This window comes from Brevundimonas sp., assembly GCF_046295775.1.
Lineage (GTDB): Bacteria > Pseudomonadota > Alphaproteobacteria > Caulobacterales > Caulobacteraceae > Brevundimonas.
In genome coordinates this window covers 44,568-69,119 of sequence record NZ_JBKBML010000003.1, presented here as the reverse complement: position 1 = coordinate 69,119, position 24,552 = coordinate 44,568, and the positions used below count along the sequence as shown (strand labels likewise).

At 69.2% G+C, this 24,552-nt stretch carries 22 protein-coding genes; 2 read left to right on the top strand and 20 right to left on the bottom strand.

The features are described from left to right. Positions 1-13: 13 nt before the first annotated feature. The 5 genes from dapB to coaBC form a co-directional block, all read right to left on the bottom strand. Positions 14-763: a 4-hydroxy-tetrahydrodipicolinate reductase gene (dapB, locus tag ACK4I0_RS03010; protein WP_409607861.1), complete on the bottom strand. Its 750-nt coding sequence runs from the start codon at positions 761-763 to the stop codon at positions 14-16. A gap of 22 nt (positions 764-785) precedes the next feature. Further along, positions 786-1,979, bottom strand: coding sequence for a molecular chaperone DnaJ (gene dnaJ, locus ACK4I0_RS03005; RefSeq protein WP_135061955.1), 1,194 nt, complete (start codon positions 1,977-1,979; stop codon positions 786-788). 173 nt (positions 1,980-2,152) lie between these two features. Continuing rightward, positions 2,153-4,066: a molecular chaperone DnaK gene (gene dnaK / locus ACK4I0_RS03000; RefSeq protein ID WP_409607858.1), complete on the bottom strand. Its 1,914-nt coding sequence runs from the start codon at positions 4,064-4,066 to the stop codon at positions 2,153-2,155. A 186-nt stretch (positions 4,067-4,252) separates the two neighbouring features. Next, entirely contained in the window at positions 4,253-4,702 is a 450-nt protein-coding gene (gene dut / locus ACK4I0_RS02995) for a dUTP diphosphatase (protein WP_409607856.1), read from the bottom strand. Next, on the bottom strand, positions 4,702-5,931 hold the full coding sequence (gene coaBC, locus ACK4I0_RS02990; RefSeq protein ID WP_409607854.1) for a bifunctional phosphopantothenoylcysteine decarboxylase/phosphopantothenate--cysteine ligase CoaBC: 1,230 nt from the start codon (positions 5,929-5,931) through the stop codon (positions 4,702-4,704). Before coaBC ends, dut begins: the two co-directional genes overlap by 1 nt. A 115-nt stretch (positions 5,932-6,046) precedes the next feature. Between coaBC and ACK4I0_RS02985 the strand changes: the two genes are divergently transcribed. Beyond that, the gene (locus ACK4I0_RS02985; protein WP_409607852.1) at positions 6,047-6,547 is read left to right on the top strand and encodes an S-type pyocin family protein; all 501 of its coding nucleotides are present in this window, start codon (positions 6,047-6,049) and stop codon (positions 6,545-6,547) included. A gap of 3 nt (positions 6,548-6,550) precedes the next feature. On the opposite strand, the gene ACK4I0_RS02980 is transcribed toward ACK4I0_RS02985, so the two are convergent. The 15 genes from ACK4I0_RS02980 to ACK4I0_RS02910 all read right to left on the bottom strand — a co-directional run bounded on the left by ACK4I0_RS02980 (position 6,551) and on the right by ACK4I0_RS02910 (position 22,760). Then, positions 6,551-6,970: a helix-turn-helix domain-containing protein gene (locus ACK4I0_RS02980; RefSeq protein ID WP_409607850.1), complete on the bottom strand. Its 420-nt coding sequence runs from the start codon at positions 6,968-6,970 to the stop codon at positions 6,551-6,553. Positions 6,971-7,069: 99 nt separating this feature from the next. After that, entirely contained in the window at positions 7,070-8,641 is a 1,572-nt protein-coding gene (gene lnt / locus ACK4I0_RS02975) for an apolipoprotein N-acyltransferase (protein WP_409607848.1), read from the bottom strand. Position 8,642: 1 nt separating this feature from the next. Beyond that, the gene (ybeY, locus tag ACK4I0_RS02970; RefSeq protein ID WP_409607846.1) at positions 8,643-9,086 is read right to left on the bottom strand and encodes an rRNA maturation RNase YbeY; all 444 of its coding nucleotides are present in this window, start codon (positions 9,084-9,086) and stop codon (positions 8,643-8,645) included. Further along, positions 9,083-10,084 (bottom strand): PhoH family protein, encoded by a 1,002-nt coding sequence (locus tag ACK4I0_RS02965; protein ID WP_409607844.1) that lies wholly within the window; start codon positions 10,082-10,084, stop codon positions 9,083-9,085. Before ACK4I0_RS02965 ends, ybeY begins: the two co-directional genes overlap by 4 nt. Before the next feature lie 26 nt (positions 10,085-10,110). After that, positions 10,111-11,559 carry a tRNA (N6-isopentenyl adenosine(37)-C2)-methylthiotransferase MiaB gene (gene miaB / locus ACK4I0_RS02960; protein WP_409607842.1) on the bottom strand — a complete coding sequence of 483 codons (1,449 nt, stop codon included), beginning with the start codon at positions 11,557-11,559 and terminating at the stop codon, positions 10,111-10,113. Positions 11,560-11,607: 48 nt separating this feature from the next. Next, positions 11,608-12,090: a Fur family transcriptional regulator gene (locus ACK4I0_RS02955; protein ID WP_409607840.1), complete on the bottom strand. Its 483-nt coding sequence runs from the start codon at positions 12,088-12,090 to the stop codon at positions 11,608-11,610. A gap of 23 nt (positions 12,091-12,113) precedes the next feature. Beyond that, positions 12,114-12,548 (bottom strand): GNAT family N-acetyltransferase, encoded by a 435-nt coding sequence (locus ACK4I0_RS02950; protein WP_409607838.1) that lies wholly within the window; start codon positions 12,546-12,548, stop codon positions 12,114-12,116. Next, positions 12,545-13,210 (bottom strand): tRNA (adenosine(37)-N6)-threonylcarbamoyltransferase complex dimerization subunit type 1 TsaB, encoded by a 666-nt coding sequence (gene tsaB / locus ACK4I0_RS02945; protein ID WP_409607836.1) that lies wholly within the window; start codon positions 13,208-13,210, stop codon positions 12,545-12,547. The genes ACK4I0_RS02950 and tsaB overlap by 4 nt, the downstream gene beginning before the upstream one ends. Positions 13,211-13,235: 25 nt before the next feature. Further along, positions 13,236-13,571 carry a helix-turn-helix domain-containing protein gene (locus ACK4I0_RS02940; RefSeq protein ID WP_409607834.1) on the bottom strand — a complete coding sequence of 112 codons (336 nt, stop codon included), beginning with the start codon at positions 13,569-13,571 and terminating at the stop codon, positions 13,236-13,238. A gap of 63 nt (positions 13,572-13,634) precedes the next feature. Beyond that, positions 13,635-14,222, bottom strand: coding sequence for a helix-turn-helix domain-containing protein (locus tag ACK4I0_RS02935; protein WP_409607832.1), 588 nt, complete (start codon positions 14,220-14,222; stop codon positions 13,635-13,637). A gap of 54 nt (positions 14,223-14,276) precedes the next feature. After that, positions 14,277-14,840: a NifU family protein gene (locus ACK4I0_RS02930; RefSeq protein WP_409607830.1), complete on the bottom strand. Its 564-nt coding sequence runs from the start codon at positions 14,838-14,840 to the stop codon at positions 14,277-14,279. 87 nt (positions 14,841-14,927) lie between these two features. Beyond that, positions 14,928-15,389, bottom strand: coding sequence for a universal stress protein (locus ACK4I0_RS02925; RefSeq protein ID WP_409607828.1), 462 nt, complete (start codon positions 15,387-15,389; stop codon positions 14,928-14,930). A gap of 88 nt (positions 15,390-15,477) precedes the next feature. Continuing rightward, positions 15,478-20,331 (bottom strand): NAD-glutamate dehydrogenase, encoded by a 4,854-nt coding sequence (locus ACK4I0_RS02920; protein WP_409607826.1) that lies wholly within the window; start codon positions 20,329-20,331, stop codon positions 15,478-15,480. Positions 20,332-20,494: 163 nt separating this feature from the next. Beyond that, entirely contained in the window at positions 20,495-21,337 is an 843-nt protein-coding gene (locus tag ACK4I0_RS02915) for an outer membrane protein (protein ID WP_409607824.1), read from the bottom strand. 280 nt (positions 21,338-21,617) lie between these two features. Continuing rightward, positions 21,618-22,760 carry an AI-2E family transporter gene (locus ACK4I0_RS02910; RefSeq protein ID WP_409607822.1) on the bottom strand — a complete coding sequence of 381 codons (1,143 nt, stop codon included), beginning with the start codon at positions 22,758-22,760 and terminating at the stop codon, positions 21,618-21,620. A gap of 59 nt (positions 22,761-22,819) precedes the next feature. Here ACK4I0_RS02910 and ACK4I0_RS02905 point away from each other — a divergent pair, with 59 nt between their 5' ends. Continuing rightward, positions 22,820-24,391, top strand: coding sequence for a helicase HerA-like domain-containing protein (locus tag ACK4I0_RS02905; RefSeq protein WP_409607820.1), 1,572 nt, complete (start codon positions 22,820-22,822; stop codon positions 24,389-24,391). Positions 24,392-24,552 lie beyond the last annotated feature (161 nt).

The following is a 24,552-nucleotide window of genomic DNA, read 5'->3' as shown; positions in this document are numbered from 1 at the left end:
CGTTTCGGAGGCGTCAGGCCTGTCGGAAGCCCAGCACGTCCTGCATGTCGTAGAGGCCCGGCTGGCGGCTGCGCACCCAGGCGGCGGCGGCGACCGCGCCCTTGGCGAACAGGCTGCGGTCGATGGCCGAGTGCGACAGGGTCAGCACTTCATCCTCGGACGCGAACATGACGGTGTGATCGCCCACCACGCCGCCTGCGCGCAGGGCCGCGAAGCCGATCTTGCCCGTCTCGCGCTCGCCGGTGATGCCGTCGTAGGGCGCGCTGCGCAGTTCGGCCAGGTCGGCCCCGCGCCCCGCCGCCGCCGCCTCGCCCAGCATCAGGGCGGTGCCCGAAGGGGCGTCGACCTTGCGGCGGTGATGGGTCTCAAGGATTTCGATGTCCCAGTCGCGCGCGTCCAGACGCAGGGCCGCGTGCTCGACCAGGCCGATCAGCATATTCACGCCCAGGGAGAAGTTGCCGCTGCGCACGATGGCGACGGTTTCGGCGGCCTTTTCGATCTCGGCCTCCTGCTCGGGCGTCAGGCCGGTGGAGCCGATCACCAGGGCCGGCCCGCCGCGCTCCGCCGCCTGCCTGGCCAGCGCTACGGACGCCTCGGGCGTGGAGAAGTCGATGACCACGTCGCATAGGCTGAGGTCCGGCGTCTCGCCCCAGTCGTAGCGGGCGGCGACGACGACGTCTTCACGCGCGTCCAGCACCTGGGAAACGGCCCGGCCCATGCGGCCGCGCGCGCCCGATATGCCGACGTGGAACAGTTCGCTCATTCAGGCCTCCCCCCGAAGGTCGTTATTGCGCGGTTTCGCCGCCCAGAATATCGGCCCAGAACCGCTTGGCCTTGCCGGTGAAGGAGGTGTTGCGCGGCGTCTGGGTGTCGCCGAGCGATCCCGCCAGCTCCTCCAGCAGTTCCTTCTGACGGGCGGTCAGGTCGGTCGGCGTTTCGACGAACAGCTCGACCACCAGGTCGCCGCGCTGACGGCCGTTCAGGTGGGGCATGCCCTTGCCGCGAATGCGAACCGTCTTGCCGGTCTGAGCGCCGGCGGGGACCTGGACCTGGGCCTTGCACTGGCCGTCGCAGGCCTCGGACACCAGGCAGGGCGCCTCGATCACGCCGCCTAGGGCCGCCGTCGTCATGGTGACCGGGACGGTGACCAGCAGGTCCAGATTGTCCCGCTCGAACAACTCGTGCGAGCGGACCGACAGGAAGACATAGAGGTCGCCGCGCGGACCACCGCGCTGGCCGGCGTCGCCCTCGCCCGTCAGGCGGATGCGCGAGCCGTCGTCCACGCCGGCCGGCACCTTGAGCGACAGGGTGCGGGTCTTGCGGACCTGGCCGTGGCCGTGACAGCCGGTGCAGACGTCGGCGGCGGCGATGCGTGAGCCGGCGCCGCCGCAGGTCGGGCAGGTGCGTTCAACCTGGAAGAAGCCGTTCGCCTGACGGATGCGGCCCGCGCCCTGGCAGGTCTGGCAGGTCGAGGCCTTGGCCCCCGGCTTGGCGCCCGAGCCGTCGCATACGTCGCAGGTCAGGGTGGCGGGCACCGTGATCTCGACGTCGGCGCCCTTGTAAGCCTGCTCCAGGGTGATCTCGAGATCGTAGCGCAGGTCCGAGCCGCGACGCGGGCCGCCCTGCTGGCCCCGGCCGCCGCCGCGTCCGCCGAAGGCGTCGCCGAACGCATCGCCGAACACCTGGGAGAAGATGTCGTTGATGTCGTGGAAGCCGGCGCCCTGGCCGAACGGGTTGCCGCCGCCGGCCTGGCCGTTGACGCCCGCATGGCCGAAGCGGTCGTAAGCGGCCCGCTTCTGCTCGTCCGAAAGGACGGTGTAGGCCTCGGAAATCTCCTTGAAGCGCGCCATGGACTCTTCCGAACCGCCGTTGCGGTCCGGGTGGTGCTTCATCGCCAGCTTGCGGTAGGCGGACTTCAGGCCCGGCGCATCGATGGTGCGCTCGACCTCCAGAATTTCGTAATAATCACGCGTCGCCATCAGGCGTGGATCCTCTGAACTTCCCGCCGGCCGCGTCCTCTCTTGAAGGAAGATCGCCTCGCCGGATCGACCCGGCTGACATGGGCGCCCGGGTCATTGATGCAAGTTTTATGAAACGAACCCCCGCTCGCGAAGGCAAGCGGGGGTCGCGGTTTTCAGTCGGCCTGTGTCTTTCAGGCGCTCTTCTTGTCGTCGGAGTCCGAGACTTCCTCGAACTCGGCGTCGACCACGCCGTCCTCGGCGGTCGGGGCTTCAGGGGCGTCGCCGCCCTCGGCCTGACCCTGCTGAGCCGCATACATGGCCTCGCCCAGTTTCATCGAGGCCTGGGCCAGGGTGTTGGTCTTCTCGCGCAGGGCCTCGGGGTCCGAGCCTTCCTTGGCCGCCTTCAGATCGTCGAGGGCGGACTGGATGCCGGCCTTGGTGGCCTCGTCGACCTTGTCGCCGTGGTCGGCCAGGGCTTTTTCGGTCGAGTGGATCAGGGCGTCGGCCGAGTTCTGGGCCTCGACCAGCTCCTTGCGGGTCTTGTCGGCCTCGGCGTTGGCTTCGGCTTCCTTGACCATCTTGTCGATGTCGGCGTCCGACAGGCCGCCGTTCGCCTGGATGCGGATCGACTGTTCCTTGTTCGTGGCCTTGTCCTTGGCGGTGACGTGCACGATGCCGTTGGCGTCGATGTCGAAGGCGACCTCGATCTGCGGCATGCCGCGTGGCGCCGGCGGAATGCCCATCAGGTCGAACTGACCCAGCACCTTGTTGTCGGCCGCCATGGGACGCTCGCCCTGGAAGACCCGGATGGTCACGGCCGACTGGTTGTCATCGGCGGTCGAGAAGACCTGGCTCTTCTTGGTCGGGATCGTCGTGTTGCGCTCGATCAGCGGGGTGAAGACACCGCCCAGGGTTTCGATGCCCAAGGTCAACGGGGTCACGTCCAGCAGCAGCACGTCCTTGACGTCGCCTTGCAGAACGCCCGCCTGAACGGCGGCGCCCAGGGCCACGACCTCGTCAGGGTTCACGCCCTTGTGCGGCTCCTTGCCGAAGAAGGCCTTCACGGCCTCCACGACCTTGGGCATGCGGGTCATGCCGCCGACCAGGACCACCTCATCGATGTCCGAAGCCTTCAGCCCGGCGTCGGCCAGGGCCTTCTTGCAGGGCTCGATGGTGCGCTGGACCAGGTCTTCGACCAGGGCTTCCAGCTTGGCGCGCGACAGCTTGATGTTCAGGTGCAGCGGGCCCGAGGCGTTCATGGTGATGAACGGCAGGTTGACCTCGTACTGGGTGGTCGAGGACAGCTCCTTCTTGGCCTTTTCGGCCTCTTCCTTCAGGCGCTGCAGGGCCAGCTTGTCCGAGCGCAGGTCGACGCCCTGCTCCTTCTTGAACTCGTCGGCCAGGTAGTCGACCAGACGCAGGTCGAAGTCCTCGCCGCCCAGGAAGGTGTCGCCGTTGGTCGACTTCACCTCGAACACGCCGTCGCCGATCTCCAGGATCGAAACGTCGAAGGTGCCGCCGCCCAGGTCATAGACCGCGATCTTCTGACCGTCGTTCTTGTCCAGGCCATAGGCGAGCGCCGCCGCGGTGGGCTCGTTGATGATGCGCAGGACTTCCAGGCCCGCGATCTTGCCGGCGTCCTTGGTGGCCTGACGCTGGGCGTCGTTGAAATAGGCGGGAACGGTGATGACGGCCTGGGTGACCTTTTCACCCAGATAGGCCTCGGCGGCCTCCTTCATCTTGCCCAGGATGTAGGCCGAGACCTGCTGGGGCGAATAGTCCTTGCCGTGGGCCTTCACCCAGGCGTCGCCGGTCGGGCCCTTGACGATCTCATAGGGCACCATGCCCTTGTCCTTGGCCACCACGGGATCGGTGAAGTTGCGGCCGATCAGGCGCTTGATGGCGAAGAAGGTGTTGGTCGGGTTGGTCACCGCCTGGCGCTTGGCCGGCTGGCCGACCAGCACTTCGCCGCCGTCCTGGATGGCGACGACCGAAGGGGTCGTGCGGTTGCCTTCCGCGTTCTCGATGACCTTGGGATTCTTGCCGTCCATGACGGCCACGCACGAGTTGGTGGTGCCCAGGTCGATGCCGATGATCTTGGCCATGGGTGTCTCTGTCTCTCCGTTCGGCGGGCGATGCGGCGGCCTTCGAAGGAAGCGCCGCGCTTGACCGCCCCCAGGGGGTTGAAAAGCTTAGGTCTGACTATGGATGGCCCCACGATTTGCGGGGTTTCTCCGGGTTGGCTCGGATATGGGAAAGGCCCCGGCCCCCGCAAGGCCTTTTGTCGCTTTCTAGCGCCCCGTGGAGCCGAAGCCGCCCGCGCCGCGCGCGGTGTCGTCCAGGCTGTCGACCTCGACCGGCGCGGCCTGTTCGACGCGGGCGACGACCATCTGGGCGATGCGCTCGCCCCGGCGGACGACGAAAGGCTCATGGCCCAGATTGATCAGGATGACGCCCACCTCGCCGCGATAGTCGGCGTCGATGGTGCCGGGCGTGTTCAGGCAGGTGACGCCGTGCTTCAGCGCCAGGCCAGAGCGCGGGCGCACCTGGGCCTCGAAGCCGGGCTCAAGCGCCATCTTCAGACCCGTGGGGATCAGGGCGCGCTGGCCGGGCTCTAGCGTCAGCGGCGCGTCCTCGGCCACCGCTGCGCGCAGGTCCATCCCGGCCGAACCGGCGGTCTCATAGGCCGGCAAGGCCAGGCCCTCGGCGTGGGGCAGGCGCAGAAAGCGGACAGTGCTCATCAACGGGTCTCGAAATGGCGGGCGACACGGTCGGCCAACTGGCGCGCGACCTCGGTCTTGGACTGGCGCGGCCAGGGTTCGGCCTGACCCTCGCGGGTGAACAGGATGACCTGATTGCCCTCGGCGCCGAAGACGTCGTCGGACACGTCGTTGCCCACGATCCAGTCGCAGCCCTTGCGGGACAGCTTGGCGCGGGCGTTGGCCTCCAGGTCCGCCGTCTCGGCGGCGAAGCCGATGACCAGGGCGGGTCGGTGCGAGCCGGGGGCGGAAACGCCCGCCAGAATGTCGGGGTTTTCGATCAGGGCCAGGGTGGGCGGACCGCCCGGCGCCTTCTTGATCTTGCCGGACGCCACGCCGTCGACGCGCCAGTCGGCGACGGCGGCGCTCATCACCGCGATGTCGGCCGGAAGCGCAGCGTGAACCGCAGCCTTCATCTGAGCCGCCGTCTCGACATCCACCCGCGTCACCCCGACGGGCGCCGGCAGGGCGGTGGGGCCGGACACCAGGGTGACCTCGGCGCCCAAGGCGGCCAGGGCCGAGGCGATGGCGTAGCCCTGCTTGCCGCTGGAGCGGTTGGTCAGGCCGCGCACCGGATCGATGGGCTCGAAGGTGGGGCCGGCCGTCACCACCGCGCGGCGGCCGGCCAGGGGTCGCGCGGCCTCGCCAGCCAGCAGGTCGCCAATGGCCTGAAGGATCGCCGCCGGCTCGGCCATGCGGCCCGGACCGTATTCGCCGCACGCCATCTCGCCGTCGTCCGGCCCGACCCAGCGCACGCCGTGAAAGCCCTCGAAGCCGGACAGGCGCTCGACGTTGGCCTGGACCGCCGGATGGGTCCACATCCGCACATTCATGGCCGGGGCCATCAGCACCCGCTTGTCGGTGGCCAGAAGCGTGGTCGAGGCCAGGTCGTCGGCCATGCCGTTGGCCGCCTTGGCGATCAGGCCCGCCGTCGCCGGCGCCACGACCACCAGATCGGCCCAGCGCGAAAGTTCGATATGGCCCATGGTGGTTTCTTCGTCGGGCGCGAACAGGGCCTGGCGCACCGGGTGGCCGGACAGGGCGGCCAGCGACAGCGGGGTCACGAACTCCGCGCCGCCGGTCGTCAGCACAACCCGCACCTCGCCGCCCGCCTTGCGGATCAGGCGGATCAGCTCCAGCGCCTTGTAGGCGGCGATGCCGCCGCCGACGATCAGGAGGATCTTGCGCGCGCTCAGGTCAGGCTGGGCCATGCGCGTCCTCTAGCCGCCCGCATCGTTTCGGTCGAGCCGCGCAAAAAAGAACATTGCAAGAACCCGAACGATCCGCTTAGGTTGCTCCCGGCGGGTTGTTCTATGGGAGAGGGAAGTGCGCCGGATCATCACACTTACAGCGGCGTGCGCCGCGATGCTGGTCGCTGCATGCGACAACGGAGCCTCTGCGGTTCAGACCCGGGACCGGACCGCCGAGGCGGCGACGGACACGGTTCAACTGGTCGCCGCAACTGCGCCGGAGACGTCTGACGGCGCTCCGGCTGAAAAGCCGCCTGTCACGGCCAATCGGCGCGAGACCGCCGACGCAAAGGTGCAGCGCCTTTACGATCGAAACGGCGCGGCCTTCGGCGCCCGGTCTGCTGACGACTATCTGGCAAAGGTGTGGGCCTTCACGGTCTCGCCGCCGCGCGACGCCGAAACGGTCAAGCGCCCGAACGGGGACACCCTGATCTACCAGGCCTCGACCAACACCTTTGCGGTCGTGGCGCGCGACGGCACGCCGCGCACCATGTTCAAGCCGGATGACGGCCCGACCTATTGGGCCCAGCAGAAGGATCGCGCGCCGACCTTCGGCCAGCGCCGCCAGACAGAATAGGGCTCAGTTCTCGTCGTCTGCGTCGCGACCAGCCAGTTCGCGCGCCATGTCCAGGAGCAGCTTCTGGTGGCGGGCGGACAGGCTAGGGGCAAGCCGGGCCAGTTCGATCGTATGGCGCGTGGCGGGGAAGTCATGCTCGAACGTCGGAGCGTCGCCCTCGGCCATTCCCGCCTGAGCCTGCTCGGTCAGCCCCTGGAAGAAGTAACTGACATCGACCTTGAAGAAGCGCGCGATGTCCCAGAGCTTGGACGCCGAGATGCGGTTGGCGCCCTTTTCGTACTTCTGAATCTGCTGGAAGGTCAGCCCTAGGGCGCGGCCCAGGTCACTCTGATTATACCCAAGGCTGATGCGCTTTTCACAAACGCGTCTGCCGACGTGTTTATCGACCGGATGGGGACCGTCGGGCCCGCCGCCTCTCGCCATTTTTTAGTTCCCGCTCACGAATTCGTTATCGCGATCGGCAGAAATGCGCCGCTCGCGCACGGCTGTCACGTTAATTCTCTTCAGGTGCGAAATATGAGGTCACGTCGTGCGGACCCCTTGTCCGCGCCAACGTCCGAGAAGCCCGACGCCGGCCGACAGAACCACAAGAATCCAGAACAGGACATCGCCCCAGCGACCATAGGGCGTCACCGTCGCTGCGCGCGGCAGGCGCGCGTCGATCACGCCCGCTTCGCCCGGCTCAAGCCGCTCGCTGTCCAGGATGCGGCCCCAGGGATCGATGAGGGCAGAAATGCCCGTGGGCGTGGCGCGCGCGACCGGCAGACCGGTCTCGATGGCGCGATAGCTGGCCAGGTTCAGGTGCTGGCGCGGCCCCGATGTGCGGCCGAACCAGGCGTCGTTGGAGACATTGGCGATCCAGGCGGGGCGCCCCTCGGCGCTCGGCGTGAAGCCTGGATATAGGCTTTCGTAGCAGATCAGCGGCTGGACCGGCGCGGCGTTGGGCAGGCGGATCGGAGCCGGCGTCGGTCCGGCCGAGAAGTCGGACGGCACGTGCACCAGGCTCCGCACGCCGAGCCGGCTCATCAGCGCGCCCAGCGGCAGATATTCGCCGAACGGCACCAGCCGGTGCTTGTCGTAGACGGCCGCGATGCGCATGCCGCCCTCGGGCAGACGCTCCAGCGCGAACAGGCTGTTGAAATAGCGCGCGCCGTCCTCGGCCGTGGGGTCCGGCTCGCCGCGGCCCAGGCCGATCAGCAGGGTCTGGCCGGGCGTCAGCGCGCCGGCGATCAGATCGGCGTCAGGGCCGGAGAAGACCTGGTTGGCTGTGGCCGGCAGGGCGCCCTCGGGCCAGATCACCACGTCGGGGGTCACGGCGCCCGGTTGCGCGGTCAGAGCGACATAGCGGTCGACGATGCCGCGATAGGCCTCGGGCGTCCATTTGGACTCCTGATCGACATTGGCCTGGACGATGCGGATGGTGGTCTGGGACGGCGCGACGACCGCAGCCGACAGCCGCGCCTGGCCGAAGACGAACAGGGCCGCGAGCGCGGCCGCGCCAAGGCCGGCCACCGCCGCACGCCGAGGCCGAGCTGCGGCGTCGAACACCACGCCGAAGGCGGCGAAGGCCCCGACGGTCACGAGGCTCAGCCCATAGACGCCGACCACCGAGGCGAACTGCGACATGGCCCCGCCGGCCGCCCAGGCCGCGCCCGCAGGGTTCCAGGGAAAGCCCGTCAACACATGGCCGCGCAGCCACTCCAGCAGGCAAAACAGGGCGGCGAACACCAGCGCGCGGCGCGCGCCCGCAGGCGCGAACCGGCGATACAGCGCCGTCGCCGCCCCGAAGAACAGTCCCAGCCCCATGGGCAGAAGGCTGGCGGCGAAGGGCGCCATCCAGGCCTGTTCGGGATTGACGAAGAAGGCCTCGGCCACCCACCAGCAGCCGATGAAGAAATAGGCGAAGCCGGCCAGCCAGCCGACCCAGAAGCCGCCGCGCATACGCCCCGACCGCTCGGCCAGCAGCATCAGCAGCGGATAGCTTAACAGGCCCGGCAGCACGCCGAACGGCGGGTGGGCGAACGCCATGCCCGCCCCCGCCAGCAGCGCCAGCGCAATCCGGCTCCACCGGCCGGTCAGCACGCGGTCCAGCATTTCAGTCAGGCTCCACCGCATAGGGATCGGCCACGCCGAGCGCGGCCAGGATCGTGCGCTCCTCGGCCTCCATGGCCTCGGCCTCGGCATCGTCCTCGTGGTCGCTGCCCAGCAGATGCAGCACGCCGTGGACGGTCAGGTGCGTCAGATGATCGGCCAGACTCTTGCCCTGAGCAGCCGCCTCGGCGGCGCAGACGCCAGACGCCAGGATCAGGTCGCCCAGATGCGGCCGGGCGCTGTCGGGCGCAGGAAACGACAGCACGTTCGTCGGCCGATCCTTGTCGCGGAACCGGCCATTGATCTCGGCCACGGCCGCGTCGTCGGTCAGCAGCACGACGACGTCCCCCTGGACGGTCCCCAGCGCCGCCTGGGCCGCGCGCTCGACTATGGCCTCGACCGCGTCGATGGCGCGCCAAGCCTCGTCCTCGACCTCGACTTCGATCATGCGGGCGCGTCGAGCTCGGGCGCCGCGCGGTAGCTGGCGGCGTCGGCGTCGTAGGCGCGCACGATCCGCTCGACCAAGGCGTGGCGCACCACATCCTCGGCCTTGAAGGCCTGGACGCCAACACCCTCGACCTTCTCCAGGATGCGCAGCGCATGGCGCAGGCCCGAATCGCGCGGGTTCAGCAGGTCGATCTGCGACGGGTCGCCCGTGACCACCATGCGTGCGCCCTCGCCCAGGCGGGTCAGCACCATCTTCATCTGAAGGCGGGTCAGGTTCTGGGCCTCGTCGATGATGACGAAGGCATGGCTGAGCGTGCGGCCGCGCATGAAGGCGATGGGGGCGGCTTCTATCTCGCCCTTCTCGCGCCGGCGACGGACGTCATCGACGCCGAGGATGTCGTTCAGCGCCTCCCAGATGGGGGCCAGATAGGGGTCGACCTTCTCGTTCAGGTCGCCGGGCAGGAAGCCCAGCTTCTCGCCCGCCTCGACGGCCGGGCGGGTGATGACCAGCCGGTCCACCTGTCCCCGTCGCAGAAGAGAGGCGCCATAGGCGGCCGCCAGGAAGGTCTTGCCCGTGCCCGCCGGCCCGACGCCGAAGGTCAGTTCGCAGCGGCCCAGCATTTCCAGATAGCGGGCCTGAGCGGCGGTCTTGGGTGCGATGGCGCCGCGTCGGCCCACCGGCAGGGCGGGCGTGTCGGCGACCGACTTGGCGCTCGATCCCTGGCCCGGTCGCGGCTGGGACATGGCGGCGCCGACGGCGGTGCGCACATCGGCCTCGGTGATCTCTGCGCCCGTCTCGGCGCGCTGGGCCAGGGTTTCGATGACGCGCTTGGCCTGAGCGCGATCGCGCGCCGAGCCATTGATCGACACCCCGCCGCCGGGCGTCTCCACCAGCACCTTGAAGGCGTCCTCGATCAGGGCGACGTGGCGGCTGTTCGGCCCGATGACGGCGCGCAGCGCCATGTCGTCCAGCGCCAGAAACTCGGACTCTCTCGCCATGGATCAGTTGTTCCCTACCGCGCGGCTCACGGAGCCTCGCTTCTTAAGGGGGCCCCGATCGCCTGGCTGACGGCGCCTCGCTGCTGGAGGTGCGCCGCCTGTGAATGTATGAGCCGTCCCGCCAGGCTGTTCTGCTGGCCGCTGACGATCTCGACCGGAACGATCTGACCGATAAGATGATCCGCGTCGTCGACGTGAACCGACTGCAGATAGGGCGAGCGGCCGATGGCCTGGGCGCCGTGGCGGCCCTTCTTCTCGAACAGCACCGGCAGGATGCGCCCGGCCTGGCTCTGGTTGAAGGCCGTCTGCTGCTCCAGCAGCAGGGCCTGAAGCGTGTGCAGCCTCGCCTTGGCGACCTCGGGCGCGACCTGCGCCGCCATGGTGGCCGCCGGCGTGCCGGGCCGGGGCGAATAGATGAAGCTGAAGGCCGAGGCGTAGCGCACGCGCCGGACCAGATCCATCGTGTCCTCGAAATCGCGATCCGTCTCGCCGGGGAAGCCGACGATGAAGTCGCCCGACAGCGCCATGTCGGGCCGCGCCGCGCGGATGCGCTCGATCAGGTCGAAATACTTCTGGCGCCCGTGCTTGCGGTTCATCAGGCGCAGCAGGCGGTCGGACCCCGACTGCACCGGCAGGTGCAGATAGGGCATCAGGGCGTCCAGCTCGGCATGGGCGGCGATCAGGTCGTCCGACATGTCGTTGGGGTGGCTGGTCGTATAGCGGATGCGGTCGATGCCGGGGATGTCGGCCAGTGCATAGGCCAGTCGCGCCAGGGTGGACGGGTTTCCATCCGCGCCCTCACCGTCATAGGCGTTGACGTTCTGGCCCAGCAGGGTCAGTTCGCGCACCCCGCGATCGGCCAGGGCTCGCGCTTCGTTCAGGACGGCGGCGACCGGCCGCGACCATTCCGCGCCGCGCGTATAGGGCACCACGCAGAAGGTGCAGAACTTGTCGCAGCCTTCCTGCACCGTCAGGAAGGCCGTCACGCCGTCGCCGCCGCGCGCGGCCGGCAGGGCGTCGAACTTGTCGACGGGGGCGAAGTCCGCGCCGATGCGCTCGCCACGCGCCCGCGCCGTGCGTGTCAGCAGTTCGGGCAGCTGGTGATAGGCCTGGGGGCCGACGACCAGGTCGACCGCCGGCTGGCGGCGCATGATCTCTTCGCCCTCGGCCTGAGCCACGCAGCCGGCGACGGCGATGGTCATGCCCCCCTGCCCCGCCTCGCCGCGCGCCTCCTTGAGCACCCGCAGCTTGCCCAGTTCGGAATAGACCTTCTCGGCCGCCTTCTCGCGGATATGGCAGGTGTTCAGGATGACGAAGTCGGCGTCGTCCGGCGTCTCGGTCGGCGCATAGCCCAGCGGGCGCAGCACATCGGCCATGCGCTCGCTGTCATAGACGTTCATCTGGCAACCGTAGGTCTTGATGAACAGACGCTTGGTCGCCTGCCCGGCCTTCGGGTGTGCAAGGGTGTCGCTCATGTCCGGCTTATGGTCGCCGAAACGGGCGTGGGCAAGGCGGCGGCGGCCTCACACCTCGATCTTGTCGGGGTCCACGGTCGCGGCCTGGCGGCGATAGATCAGCCCTTCGCGGTCCTCGGGCGACGCGCCGGGGATGGCCTTGCCGTAAAGCTCGAGCTTGTGGCCGACCAGTTCAAAGCCCAGACGCTGGGCGATCTCGGTCTTCAGCCGCTCGATCTCGGCGTCGAAGAATTCGATGACCTCGCCCGTCTTGGTGTCGATCAGGTGGTCGTGGTGGTCGTCGCCGGCCTCTTCATAGCGGCTGCGCCCGTCGCCGAAGTCGTGCTTCTCGACCACGCCCGCCTCTTCGAACAGGCGCACGGTGCGATAGACGGTGGCGATGGAGATGTGCGGATCGATAGCCGAGGCGCGACGGTACAGCTCCTCGACATCCGGGTGGTCCTCGGCGGACGACAGAACGCGGGCGATCACCCGACGCTGTTCGGTCATGCGCATGCCGCGTTCGACGCAGAGTTTTTCGATCCGATCCATGGAGCGGGACAATAGGCGGACGATCACGCCCTGGGAAGCCGCGCGGGCAAGTTGAGAGTGAGAATAAGGGCGTCGGCGGCAGGCCCGTCCCGACGCGCATAATAGGCCTTTCGTCGCCCAGCCGCCTCGAAGCCCGCGCGGGCGTAAAGGGCGCGGGCGCCGGCGTTGTCCTCGGCTACCTCCAGGAACAGCCGCTCGGCCCCCAGCGCGGTCGCCGCCACGGCCGCGCGCTGCACCAAGGTCAGCCCCAGCCCGGCCCGACGCGCCGCCGGGCGGACCGCCAGGGTCAGGATTTCCGCTTCGTCGGCGACCACGCGGACCAGAACGAAGCCGTCGACCTCGACCTCGGCGGCCACGCCAGGCTGCGCCAGCAGGTCGGCAAAGGCTTCGGCCGACCAGGGCGCGTCGAAGGCCTCGGCGTGCAGGGCCGCCAGGGTCGCTGCGGCCGATTGGCTCATGTCACGCGAACGCGGGGCGCGCCCGGCTTGCGGCTGGGCGGCGTGGCGTCGGGCGCGCGCAGATACAGGGGTCGCGCCGGCTCGTCCGCCGAGGCGGCCTGCGTCAGGCGGGCCAGCGCCTCAGGCGAAGGCGCAGGGCGGTCGTCGATGTCGCAGTCGTCCTGGACCAGCAGGGCGGCGCCGGAGCCGATCAGGCGCACAGGTTCGTCGGCCAGCCGCTCAAGCGCGATGGCGGCGCGGGCCTCGTCCAGGCTGAGGGCGCGGGCCTCGTCCAGCGGGCGGCCGTCGCGGAACAGGCGCGCATAGACCTGGCCCCGCCGCGCATCGATGGCCGCCAGCACCAGGCCGGAGCCGCCGTCCGCCGCCAGGGCGTCCAGGGCCGAGACGCCGACCACGGGGCGATCCAGCGCGGCGCCCAGGCCGAGAGCGAAGGCCAGCCCGACCCGCAAGCCGGTGAAGGAGCCAGGCCCGACGGTGACGCCAATCCGGTCCAGGTCGTCGAAGGTCAGGCCAGACGCCGCCATCGCGTCGCGCGCCAGACCGCCCAGCCGTTCCTGATGGCCCTTGCTCATCACCTCCTGGCGGACGGCCAGAGGCTGGTCATCCTCAAACACGGCCGCCGTGCAGGCGCCCAGCGCCGTGTCGATCACCATCAGCCGCATGACGCCGCCTCCCCGCCCGTGCGGATCAGGCCGCCAGGACCTCGACCAGCTCGCGCAGCGCGCGCCGAACCTGAGGATCGGGCACGCGGTTCAGCGGATCGAGCGGCGGCGGCGGGCCCATGTCCGCGCCCATCGGCGGGAAGAAGGATTCGACGCCACAGCCCAGGGCCGCCGCCAATCGGTGCAGCCGCGAGGCCGAGACACGGTTCTGGCCGGACTCGTATTTCTGAAGCTGCTGGAAGCTGACGCCCAGCCGCTCGGCCAAGGCCGACTGCGACAAGCCCAGCGCCTGACGCCGCTCCAGAATCCGCTCCGCTACATGGGCGTCGATCGAGTCGGCGATGCGGGCGCGATTGGGCATGGGCGTCTCCAGGTTGAGAGCCGCACCGTTTCATGAAACGACCCGCATTACAACCTTTTCGTTTCATTCCGCATCCAGCCTTGCGGTGACCGCCGAGACCTCGGCCACCTCCGCCCGCGCCAGCGTCTCGCGGCGCGCGCCGTCCGCGGACGCAAGCAGGATCAGATGATCGGCGTCGGCCTGATCGAACAGCCGCACCCGCTGGGCCCCGTCGAGCGTGCGAACGACGCAGCCCTGACCCCTGCGGGGCCAGCGGCCGATCTCGTATTCCAGCACCACGCCCGATGCGGCCCAGGGCGCCAGGTCGTCGCTCGACAGCCGCAGGCGTTCGCGTCGGACCGTGGAAGCCTCCTCGAACGCGCGGCCCTTGGCCTGCACGCCGGTTGCGGGCTCGGGCGGCGCCGCCCCATCGGAGCGCGCCGCGGTCAGGGCCAGGTCTTCGGTGGTGGCGTCCAGCGCCGCCGTCAGCCGCTTCTGGACATCGGGTCGATAAAGGCCCTGCCGACGGCCCGCCTCGTACAGCCCCCAGCCCTGGCTGGTCAGACCGCAGCGCGCGCCGGCCTCCGCCTGGCTGAAGCCGCGCGCACGACGAAGCTCGGCCAGGGCGGCGCCCAAGGCGATGGCGTCAGCGTCGGGATTGAATCGAGCCATGACCGATCATGCCGCGCACGGCCGCCTCAGGCCATGCGAAATCGTTTCAGCGGATCAGATCGTCTGTTCGACGCTGGTCACTTCGGGGATGTAGTGGCGCATCATCTGCTCGACCCCGGCCTTGAGCGTGGCCGAAGACGACGGGCAGCCGGCGCAGGCGCCGCGCATGCGCAGAGACAGCACGCCCGTGGCCTCGTCGAAGGAATCGAACAGGATGTCGCCGCCGTCCTGAGCCACCGCCGGGCGGATGCGGCTGTCCAAAAGGCCTTTGATCTCGGTCACGATCTCGCTGTCCTGAGCCGTGTCCTCAGCGACCGCATCACCACGAAGGGTCGGACGGCCCGAAACGAAATGGTCCATCATCGTCGACAGCACCGGCGCCTTGATGGCGCTCCAATCCGGGCCGTCGGGCTTGCGCGTCACCGAGACATAGTCGGCGCCCAGGAAGACGGCCTCGACGCCTTCAAGCTCGAACAGAGCCTCGGCCAGCGGCGAACCTGCGGCGCCCGCGGCCTCGTCGATGGTGCGGTAGTCGCGCACCGCCTGGGGCGACACCTCGCGGCCGGGCAGGAACTTCAGGACGTCCGGGTTCGGCGTGACTTCGGTCTGGATGAACATGGTCGCTAAGTGCGCCTTGCCCGGCGCCTCTTCAACCCCCGATGGCCTCAGGTCGCGAGCCGCCGCGCGGCGAGCCTAGGGCCAGAACTATGCCAAGTCCTCGATGTCGGATTCGGTCAGTTCGCCCGGCACGATGGTGATGGGCAGCTTGCGGCCGGTGAAGGCGCCGCCAGCCTTCATCACCGCTGAGACCAGCGGGCCCGGCCCACGATGGCCGGCCGCCAGCACCAGAATCTTGATCTCGGGATCCTCGCCCACGACCTTGCGGATCGCGCCCTGGGGATCGCCTTTTTCGATCAGGAAGACGGGCGGCGCGCCCGAACGCTCGGCCGCCTCTTCGCCCAGGCGGTTCAGAAGCACCTCGGCCTCTTCGCGCTGCTGGCGGTCGATCTCGTCGCGCGCGCCGGACCAGTGAGCGTCCGACCCGTCGGGAATGACCCGCAGCAGCACGACCCGGCCGCCCGTCGAGCGGGCGCGCCGGCTGGCGAAGCGCAGGGCCGCATCGAACTCAGGACTGTCGTCCACGACCACCAGGAACTTGCGCGGCATCAGGGCTCCCCCGCCAAAAGGCCGCGCATCATGCCTGCGACCGGCCGCCCGCGCGAGGGGCGGCCGGTAACGCCTGCGTCAGCCGCGCTCAGCGGATAGCCTGCGCCGCGACGTCGCGGATGGCGGCGTTGGCGATGGTCAGCTTGGCGAAGGTCCAGCCCGAGCCCGAGCCCTCGATCTGATCCACCGAGGCGCGCAGGCCCTCGACCACGGCCAGACGCTCGCCGATCCAGGCGTCGACCGCAGCCTCGGCCGACTGTTCTGTAGCGCCGACGCTTTCGCTGGCAGCCTGGGCGACGGCGCGGGTCAACATCACCTGCTCGGCCATCAGGTCGCCGATCAGGCGGCGCACCGCCAAGCGGTCGTAGTGGTCCGCCGACGGCACGGTCGAGGCCGCGGCCCGCAGCCGGTCGAAGTCGAAGGCCGCGCCGACCTGGTGATACAGCCGCGCCATGGCCGGCGCCTGCCAACCGGCTTCGCGCGCCAGATCGCCGATGTCGGCGGTGGCGACCAGCGGCTTGAGCAGGGCCACCTCGGCGGCCAGCGCGTCGGGCGCGCCCAGATCGGTGAAGGCCTTGACCCGGCTCTCCAGCCGGCCCTTTTCGAACTGGCTCAGAACATCGCCGCCGGCCTGACGCAGGGCGTCGGCAGCGGGGCGATAGATGTCGATCAGCTCGCCGACCGACATGCCCTGTTTCGCCCGGCGCGCCAGCCAAAGCGTCTGACGACGCAGGACCATGGCGATCTCGGAATAGAGGGCGGTCTGGGCCTCGGCCGTGATCTTCAGATCCAGCGCCGAGACCGCGTCCCACGCCTCGTCCAGACGGAACACCCGCCGCGCGGCCTCGAACGCCACGACCAGGGCGGTGGTGTCGCACTCGGCCGAGATGCGCAGACGGTCCGGGAAGGTCGGGCCGCACATATTGACGATTTCATTGGCCATGACGGTGGCGATGATCTCGCGCCGCAGGCGGTGCCCCTTCATCTCGGCTTCGAAGCGGGCGAGCGGTGCGGGGAAGTAGCGCACCACCGTCTCCTCGAAGAAGGGATCCTCGGGGGCCTCGGACGCTACGATGTCATCCGAGAGCTCCAGCTTGGAATAGGCCAGCAGCACCGCCAGTTCGGGCCGCGTCAGGGCGGAGCCGTGGCTCAGCATCTCGGCGATGCGCAGGTCGTTGGGCAGACCCTCGACCTTGCGGTCCAGCTTTCCGGCCGCGCCCAGCGCCTGCATGAAGCGCTGCTGCGCCTCCAGACCCCGCGCGCCCTCGGCCTCGACCAGGCTGACGGCCAGGGTCTGGTCGTAGTTGTGGGCCAGCACCTTATGGCCCACCTCCTCGGTCATGGAGGCCAGCAGCGGGTTGCGATCCTCGCTCTTCAGCGCGCCCGAGGCGATCGCGCCTCCGGTCAGGATCTTGATGTTGACCTCGTGGTCGGAGCTGTCGACCCCGGCCGAGTTGTCGATGGCGTCGGTGTTGATGCGCCCGCCGTTGCGCGCGAACTCGATGCGTGCAGCCTGGGTCAGACCCAGATTGGCGCCCTCGCCCACCACCTTGGCCCGAAGTTCGCCTGCGTCGACGCGGATGGGATCATTGGCCTTGTCGCCGACCATCAGGTCGGTCTCGGCCGCCGCCTTGGCGTAGGTGCCGATGCCGCCGAAATACAGCAGCTCGGCCGGCGCCTTCAGGATCGCCTTCATCAGGCCGGCGGGGTCCAGGACCTCGTCCTCGATCTCCAGCGCCTGACGGATTTCGGGGCTCAGCTCGATCGACTTGGCCGAGCGCGAGAAGACGCCGCCGCCTGATGAGATCAGGCTCTTGTCGTAGTCCTGCCAGGACGAGCGCGGCAGTTCGAACATCCGCTTGCGCTCTTCCCACGACCGGGCCGGATCGGGATTGGGGTCGATGAAGATGTCGCGGTGATCGAAGGCGGCGACCAGCTTCGTCGCCTTGGACAGCAGCATGCCGTTGCCGAAGACGTCGCCCGACATGTCACCCACGCCGACGGCGGTGAAAGGCTCGGACTGAATGTCTTTGCCCATCTCGCGGAAGTGGCGCTTGACCGCCTCCCAGGCGCCGCGCGCGGTGATGCCCATGACCTTGTGGTCGTAGCCCGCCGAGCCGCCCGAGGCGAAGGCGTCGTCCAGCCAGAAGCCGTAGGATCGGCTGACGCCATTGGCGATGTCCGAGAAGGTCGCCGTGCCCTTGTCGGCGGCCACGACCAGATAGGGGTCGTCATCCTCCCAGGCCACGACATGGGCAGGCCTGACCACCGCGCCGTCCGCGGTGATGTTGTCGGTGATGTCCAAAAGGCCCGACAGGAAGGTCTTGTAGCTGCGGATCGCCTCGGCCTGCACCGCGTCGCGGTCGCCGCCGCGCGGCAGCTGTTTGGGATAGAAGCCGCCCTTGGAGCCGACGGGCACGATCACCGCGTTCTTGACCTGCTGCGCCTTCACCAGGCCCAAGACCTCGGTGCGGAAGTCGTCGCGGCGGTCCGACCAGCGCAGACCACCCCGCGCCACCGGGCCGAAGCGCAGGTGAACGCCCTCGACGTGCGGCGCCCAGACGAAGATTTCGCGATAGGGCTTGGGCAGCGGCAGGTCGTCCAGCTCGCGCGAGGCGATCTTGATCGAGATGTGCGGCTTGGGCGCGCCGCTCTCGTCGGTCTGGAAATAGTTGGTGCGCTTGATGGCGCCGATCAGCGAGGCGATGCGGCGCAGCGCCCGGTCGTGATCCAGGCTCTTTACGTCCTGAAGCAGGCCGACGATCTTGTCCTGCAGTTCGGCGACGGACGCCTCGCGGTCCTGCACCGATCCGCCGTCCGGGCCGAACTTGGCGTGGAACAGCGACAGCAGGGCGCGCGCGACATCGGGATACTCCCGCAGAGCCTCTTCCTGAACCGCCTGGGTCGGGTCCATGCCGGTCTGTTGGCGATAGTGGGCCAGGGTCCGCACCAGGGCGGCCTCGCGCCACGGCACGCCCAGCTCCAGCACCAGGCGGTTGAAGCCGTCGCTCTCGGCCGTGCCGGTCCACACCGCCGAGAAGGCCTCTTCGAAGGGGCGGGCGATGTCGTCGAAGCTCAGCGATTCACCCCGCGGATCTTCCAGCAGGAACTCGTGAATGTGAATGGGGTCGTCGCCGGTGGGGCGGATGGCGTGGCCCCACTCCTCAAGCGTCTTGAGCCCCATGTCCGCCAGGATCGGCAGGACATCCGACAGCGGCACGGCCTCGCCGCGCCGATAGAGCTTGAAGCGGAACTGCAGGCAACTGTCGCCGGCGTTGCGGAACGCGCGCACCGCCACCGGCTCGCCGTCGCCATGGTCGCCCGAGGCGTTAAGGCGATCGATCTGCTGCAGATCCTGAACCGCCTCGGCGGCGTCATAACGGTCGCGGTAGCCCGCGCCGAAGCCCTCGGCCCATTTGGCGCTCAGCGGTCCGACCGAAACCTCGTTGAAACCGCCACGTCGCAGGGCGGTCTCGAACCGGTCGATCCAGCTGCGTCCCGCCTCGGCGACCTCGGCCTCCAGGGCGACCGGATCGGGCGTGGCGTGATCGCCCGGCGAAACGCCGATGATGTAGTGGATGCGCACCAGCGGCTGGTCCGACAACTGCGGATACCAGGCGGACAGACGCCCGCCCCAGGCGCGCGCCAGGATGCGGCCGATGCGCTCGCGCACCGACGCGTCGAACCGCTCGCGCGGGATGAACGCCAGGACCGAGACGAAGCGGTCGAAGGGGTCCTTGCGGGTGAAGATCTTGATGCGCGGCCGATCGTACAGGTGCAGCACGCCCAGCGAGATGTTCAGCAGCTCGTCCTCGCCGATCTGGAAAAGCTCGTCGCGCGGATAGTTCTCCAGGATGTTCTTCAGGCGCTTGTGGTTGTGGCTGCCTTCGGCCTTGCCGGCGCGGGCCAGGGCGTTGGCGACCTTGCGCCGAACCAGCGGCACGTCCTTGGCCGTCTTGTCGTAGGCCTCGGCCGTGAACAGGCCGACGAAGCGGGTCTCCCCCGCCGCCTTGCCGTCCGCGCCGTACCGCTTGACCCCGACGTAATCCATGTAGGCCCGGCGGTGGACTCGCGAGCGAAGATTGGCCTTGGCCACCGTCACCGGCTCGCTGAGGTCCAGCTGGCGCTGCATCTGCCGGGTCAGCACCGCTGGCTCGGACGCGCGGCGCAGAACCGTCCGCTCGGGATCGACCAGCACCCCCAGACCCTGGGCGGACTGGCTGAGCGGGGCCTCGGCCTCATAGCCGCCGTCGGCGCTGCGCGGATACTCATAGTCCCGCGCGCCCAGGAAGACGAAGTGGTCCGCCTTTAGCCAGCGCAGGAACTCGACGTTCTCATCGAGCACGGCCGGGTCCAGGCCGGGGGGCGGCGTGCTCTCAAGCCGGCGCACGGCCGCGCGCATCATCTCCAGCATGGCGCCGTGATCGGCGACGGCCGAGCGCACATCGGCCATGGCCTGAGCCAGACCCTCGCCCAGAACGTCGCGGCGCTCCTGCGGCAGGGGGTCGATGACGACCACGATCATCGACTCGCGGCCCTCGCCCCGATCGATGATGGGATGGAACAAGGCGCGCACGCTGACGCCCGCATCGGCCAGCTCGCCCATGACGCTGTCCACCAGGAAGGGCGCGTCGTCCTGAATGATCTGCACCAGATCGTAGCCGGTCGCACGTCCTTGGGCCCCCGCCAGCGGGCCGACCGCGATGCTGGCCGCGTCGCCGACCTTGCGCGCCTGAACAGTCTTCCAGGCCGTCGCCAGCAGGGCGGCCAGGTCTTCGCCGGCCAGATCCGGCGTCTCGTCGGCCTCGTAGTCCTCGTGCGCCTGGGCCAGGAACGCCCTCGCGGCCTCGCCCTGCCCGCCTCCGGCCGCCGCGAAGGCCGTCTCCAGCGCCTCCAGCGTCAGAACCGGGGCGGAGGCGGAAACGGTCGGGGCGGCGGACATCAGCACGGCTCGCAAGGGGCGCGGCCAAGGCCGCTGGACAGGGCGGCGCACGACAGGGGCCGCCTGTGTTGACTAGGACAGGTCATCGCGCGCGGGAAGCCTCAAAACGGAAAGAGCCGGCCCCTTTCGAGGCCGGCTCCGCACCGTTCGACCGATCCGAGGATCAGAAGCGGTAGTTCATGCCGATCTTCACGGCGTGGACGCCCATCCGGCTGTTGCTGCGGATGATGTCCGTGCCGCCGGTGTTCGGGGCCAGGATGAACGGGTTGCCCGGGGGGGTCGTGCCGGTGTTGCCGGCGCGCACGACATACTCGCCCGCGTCCAGCGAGGTGTAGACGTATTCGCCGCCCACGGTCAGGTTCGGGGCCAGGGCGTATTCCACGCCGCCGCCCGCCTGCCAGCCGTCAGCGCGGTCATCGTCTTCCTGGACGGTGAAGCTGTTGGCGGTGTTCGACGTCTCGAAGCGGTTGTCGATCTTGCCCCAGGCGTAGCCGCCGGTGGCGTAGATCAGGGCCGGACCGACCGCGTAACCGGCGCGCAGGCGCGCGGCGGCCAGATTGTCCAGCTTGCGCGTGAAGGTGTAGTTGGCCGGGGTGGTCGAGAAGCCGGTCACGGCGTCCTTGACGTTGGTGGCCGAAAACTCACCCAGGCCGCCGACGACGAAATTGCCGAACTGCCAGTCATAACCGGCGCGGATGCCGGCTTCGACGCCGCCGTCATTGTCGTTGTCGCAGCCCTGAGGCGCGGACGGGCCATTGGCGCGGCCGCCGCAGAAGCCGGGCGAGAAGGCGTCGGCGCCGGTGCCCGACAGGGTCACCTGTTCGTTGAACTGGCCGTCCAGGTTGCGGTCGAAGCGCAGAACTTCGTCGTCCTGATCGTTGGCCTGGTTCCAGCCGCCGTAGACGCCGACATAGGCGCCGCTCCAGTTCGGGCGTTCCTGAGCCATGGCGCCGCCAGCGCCGGCGGCCAGGGCGAGTGCGAGTGCGGCGGTGAGAGTCTTGTTCATTCCATAATCCTTTTTTGTCCCCGCCCTTCCGGGGCCTCAAACCGTCGAGCGCGGATACCGTTCCGCCTCCCGGGGTTGCACGTGTCTGCCTGTGGCCCGCGCGCCACAATGGCCAAGTCATTGTCGGACAACGAAAAGGCCGCCGAGCTTTCGCTCGACGGCCTTCGTGAAGCCGGCGCCGGGAGGGGGAGGGAGGCGCCGGTCCAGAAAACGCCGGGTCCGGGAGGGGGAGGGAAAGGCCCCGGCGTCTGACATCTAGATGGGAGGTCTAAAGCCGCCTTCAAGGGCTGTCGGAGACCGGCTTTTGCGACCTTCCGCCGCGCCCTTTCGGGTCGGGCGTTTCCGCCTTGGCGCCACGCGGCTCGGCATAGGGCTCGCCGTCGCCGGACAGCAGCACCGCCACCCAGCGCGAGCCCTTGAACTCGGCCAGGATGGCCATGGCCATGACGGCCAGGGGCGTGGACAGGAACATGCCGATCACGCCCCACAGATGCCCCCACAGCGCCAGCGACAGGAGCACCACCACCGGGTCGATGTTCTGATTGTCGCCCTGCATGCGCGGCTGAATCCAGTTGCCGACGATGAACAGGATGGCCTGGAGCCCCACCAGCAGGATCAGCGCCGGGCCATAGCTGTCGAACTGAACCAAGGCGAACAGCGGCGGCGCCAGGCCCGAGATCGCCCCGCCCAGGATCGGGATGAAGCCGACGATGAAGATGACGAAGGTCCAGAACTCCGCGTTCTGCAGGCCCACCGCCTTCATCAGTCCCCAGGCGACAGCGCAGATCATCACCCCCGTCACGGCCTGAATCCACAGATAGCCCTCGACCCCCGACCGGACCCGGCCGAAGACCTCGACGGCCTCGCTGCGGCTTGTCCGCTCGGGGAACATGCCGACGATCTTCTTTCGGAAGCCCGCTTGGGAGGCGAGCAGGAAGCCCAGATAGATCAGGACGAAAAAGGCGCCCGAGGCGATGCCCTGCACCTGGAAGGCCATCTGGGTCAGATAGCCGCGGAGGTCGATGCCGTTGATCAGATCCATGGCCGTCGGCGGCGTGGCGACGCCGAATAGCCGCGACACGTCGGCCAGAATCTGATCGATGCGCGGCCCGATATTGGCCGTGACGCCGGACGCCTCGCTGAAGAAGCCCGCCGCGCCGTTGATGATGATGGCGATGGAGGCGAAGAAGCCGAGGACCACCAGGATCAGGGCCGCCGCCCCGGCGAACCGGTGCGGCAGGGGCGTGCGCCGCTCGATCGCCCGCTTCACCCCGTCGATCATGATCAGCAGGAAGATGGCCATGGCCAGCGGGGTCAGAATGTCCCGCAGCCAATAGAGCGCCGCGCCCCCGGCGACGACGGCGAGCACGACGAGCGCATTCCTCGACACGGTCGAAGCCGGCACGGCGATTGGCGATTTCATGACGGCGTTCCCCAACGGCGAATATGGCGATAAGCCTAGCCGATCCACGGAGACGCGCCATGCCCGCTGACGGTTCCCTTCCCGGTCTTTTCCTGGGTCAGTCCGACGACGGCCAGCCGCAGGTTCTGCTGTGGAACCGGGCCAACCGGCACGGCGTCGTCGCCGGCGCGACCGGCACGGGCAAGACCGTCACCCTGCAGATCATGGCCCAGGGGTTTTCCGACGCCGGGGTCCCGGTCTTCTGCGCCGATGTGAAGGGCGACCTGTCGGGCGTCAGCCAGCCGGGCGCGGCCAACGAGAAGCTGGCCGCCCGGGCCGCCTCGATGAATCTGACGCTGACGGGCAAGGCGGCGCCGGTCGTGTTCTGGGACCTGTACGGCCAAAAGGGCCATCCAATCCGCACCACCGTCAGCGAGATCGGCCCGGTGCTGCTGGCGCGGATGCTGGACCTGAACGAGGTGCAGGAAGGCGTGCTGTCGGTGGTCTTCCATGTGGCGGACCAGGAGGGCCTGCTGCTGCTGGACCTGGGCGACCTGCGCAGCCTGCTGACCTATGTGGGCGAGAACGCCGAGCGCATCGGCCGCGAGGTCGGCAATGTCGCCCCGGTCTCGATCGCCGCCATCCAGCGCGCCATCCTTCAGCTGGAGCAGCAGGGCGGCAAGGGCCTGTTCGGCGAGCCGGCGCTGAGGCTGGAAGACATGATGCGCACCGGTCTGGACGGTCGCGGCCAGGTGAATGTGCTGGCGGCCGACCGGCTGATGAACAGCCCGCGCTTGTACGCCGCCTTCCTGCTGTGGCTGCTGTCGGAGCTGTTCGAGCAACTGCCCGAGGTGGGCGACCCCGAGAAGCCGCGCCTGGTCTTCTTCTTCGACGAGGCCCACCTGCTGTTCAATGACGCGCCCAAGGCGCTGCAGCAGAAGGTCGAGCAGGTGGTGCGCCTGATCCGCTCCAAGGGCGTCGGCGTCTATTTCGTCACCCAGAACCCGGCCGACATCCCCGACACGGTCCTGGCCCAGCTGGGCAACCGCATCCAGCACGCGCTGCGCGCCTACACCCCCGCCGAACAGCGCGGCCTGAAGGCGGCGTCCGAGAGCTTCCGGCCCAACCCGGCGTTCAGTACGGCAGAGGCCATCCAGGCCGCCGGCGTCGGCGAAGCCCTGGTCTCGACCCTGGACGCCAAGGGCGCGCCGACCGTGGTGGCTCGCACCGCCATCCGCCCGCCCGACAGCCGCCTGGGCCCCGCCACCGAGGCCGAACGCGCGCAGATCATGGCCTCAAGTCCCGTGCGCGGCCTCTATGACGTCGCGGTCAACCGAGAGTCGGCCGAGGAAGTTCTGGCCCTGCGTCGCGGTGCCGCCGACCAGGCCGCCGCCGACGCCAAGCTGGCGGAGGCCCGCGCCAAACAGGACGCCCAGGCCGCCAAGGAGGCCGAGAAGGCGGCGGCCGGCCGCGCCAAGGAGCAGGCGCGCCATGATCGAGAAACGGCCCGCGTCCGCACGCCCGCCGCGCCGCGCCGCTCGACCCGAGAGACGCCGATCGAGGCCATGACCAAGTCCGTCCTGCGCACGGCCGGCTCTACCCTCACCCGTGAAATCCTGCGCGGCGTCCTGGGTGGAATGAAGCGGCGGTGAAGTCTTCCCTCTCCCGATGGGAGAGGGCTTGAGCGCTCAAGAGCTTAGCGATTGGTCGGGCGAAAGGGCGCAGGCCAACGTCGAGCCAGCGGCTTTGCCGCCCCAGCGCGCCGCCCCTCATCCGGCGCTGCGCGCCACCTTCTCCCATCGGGAGAAGGATC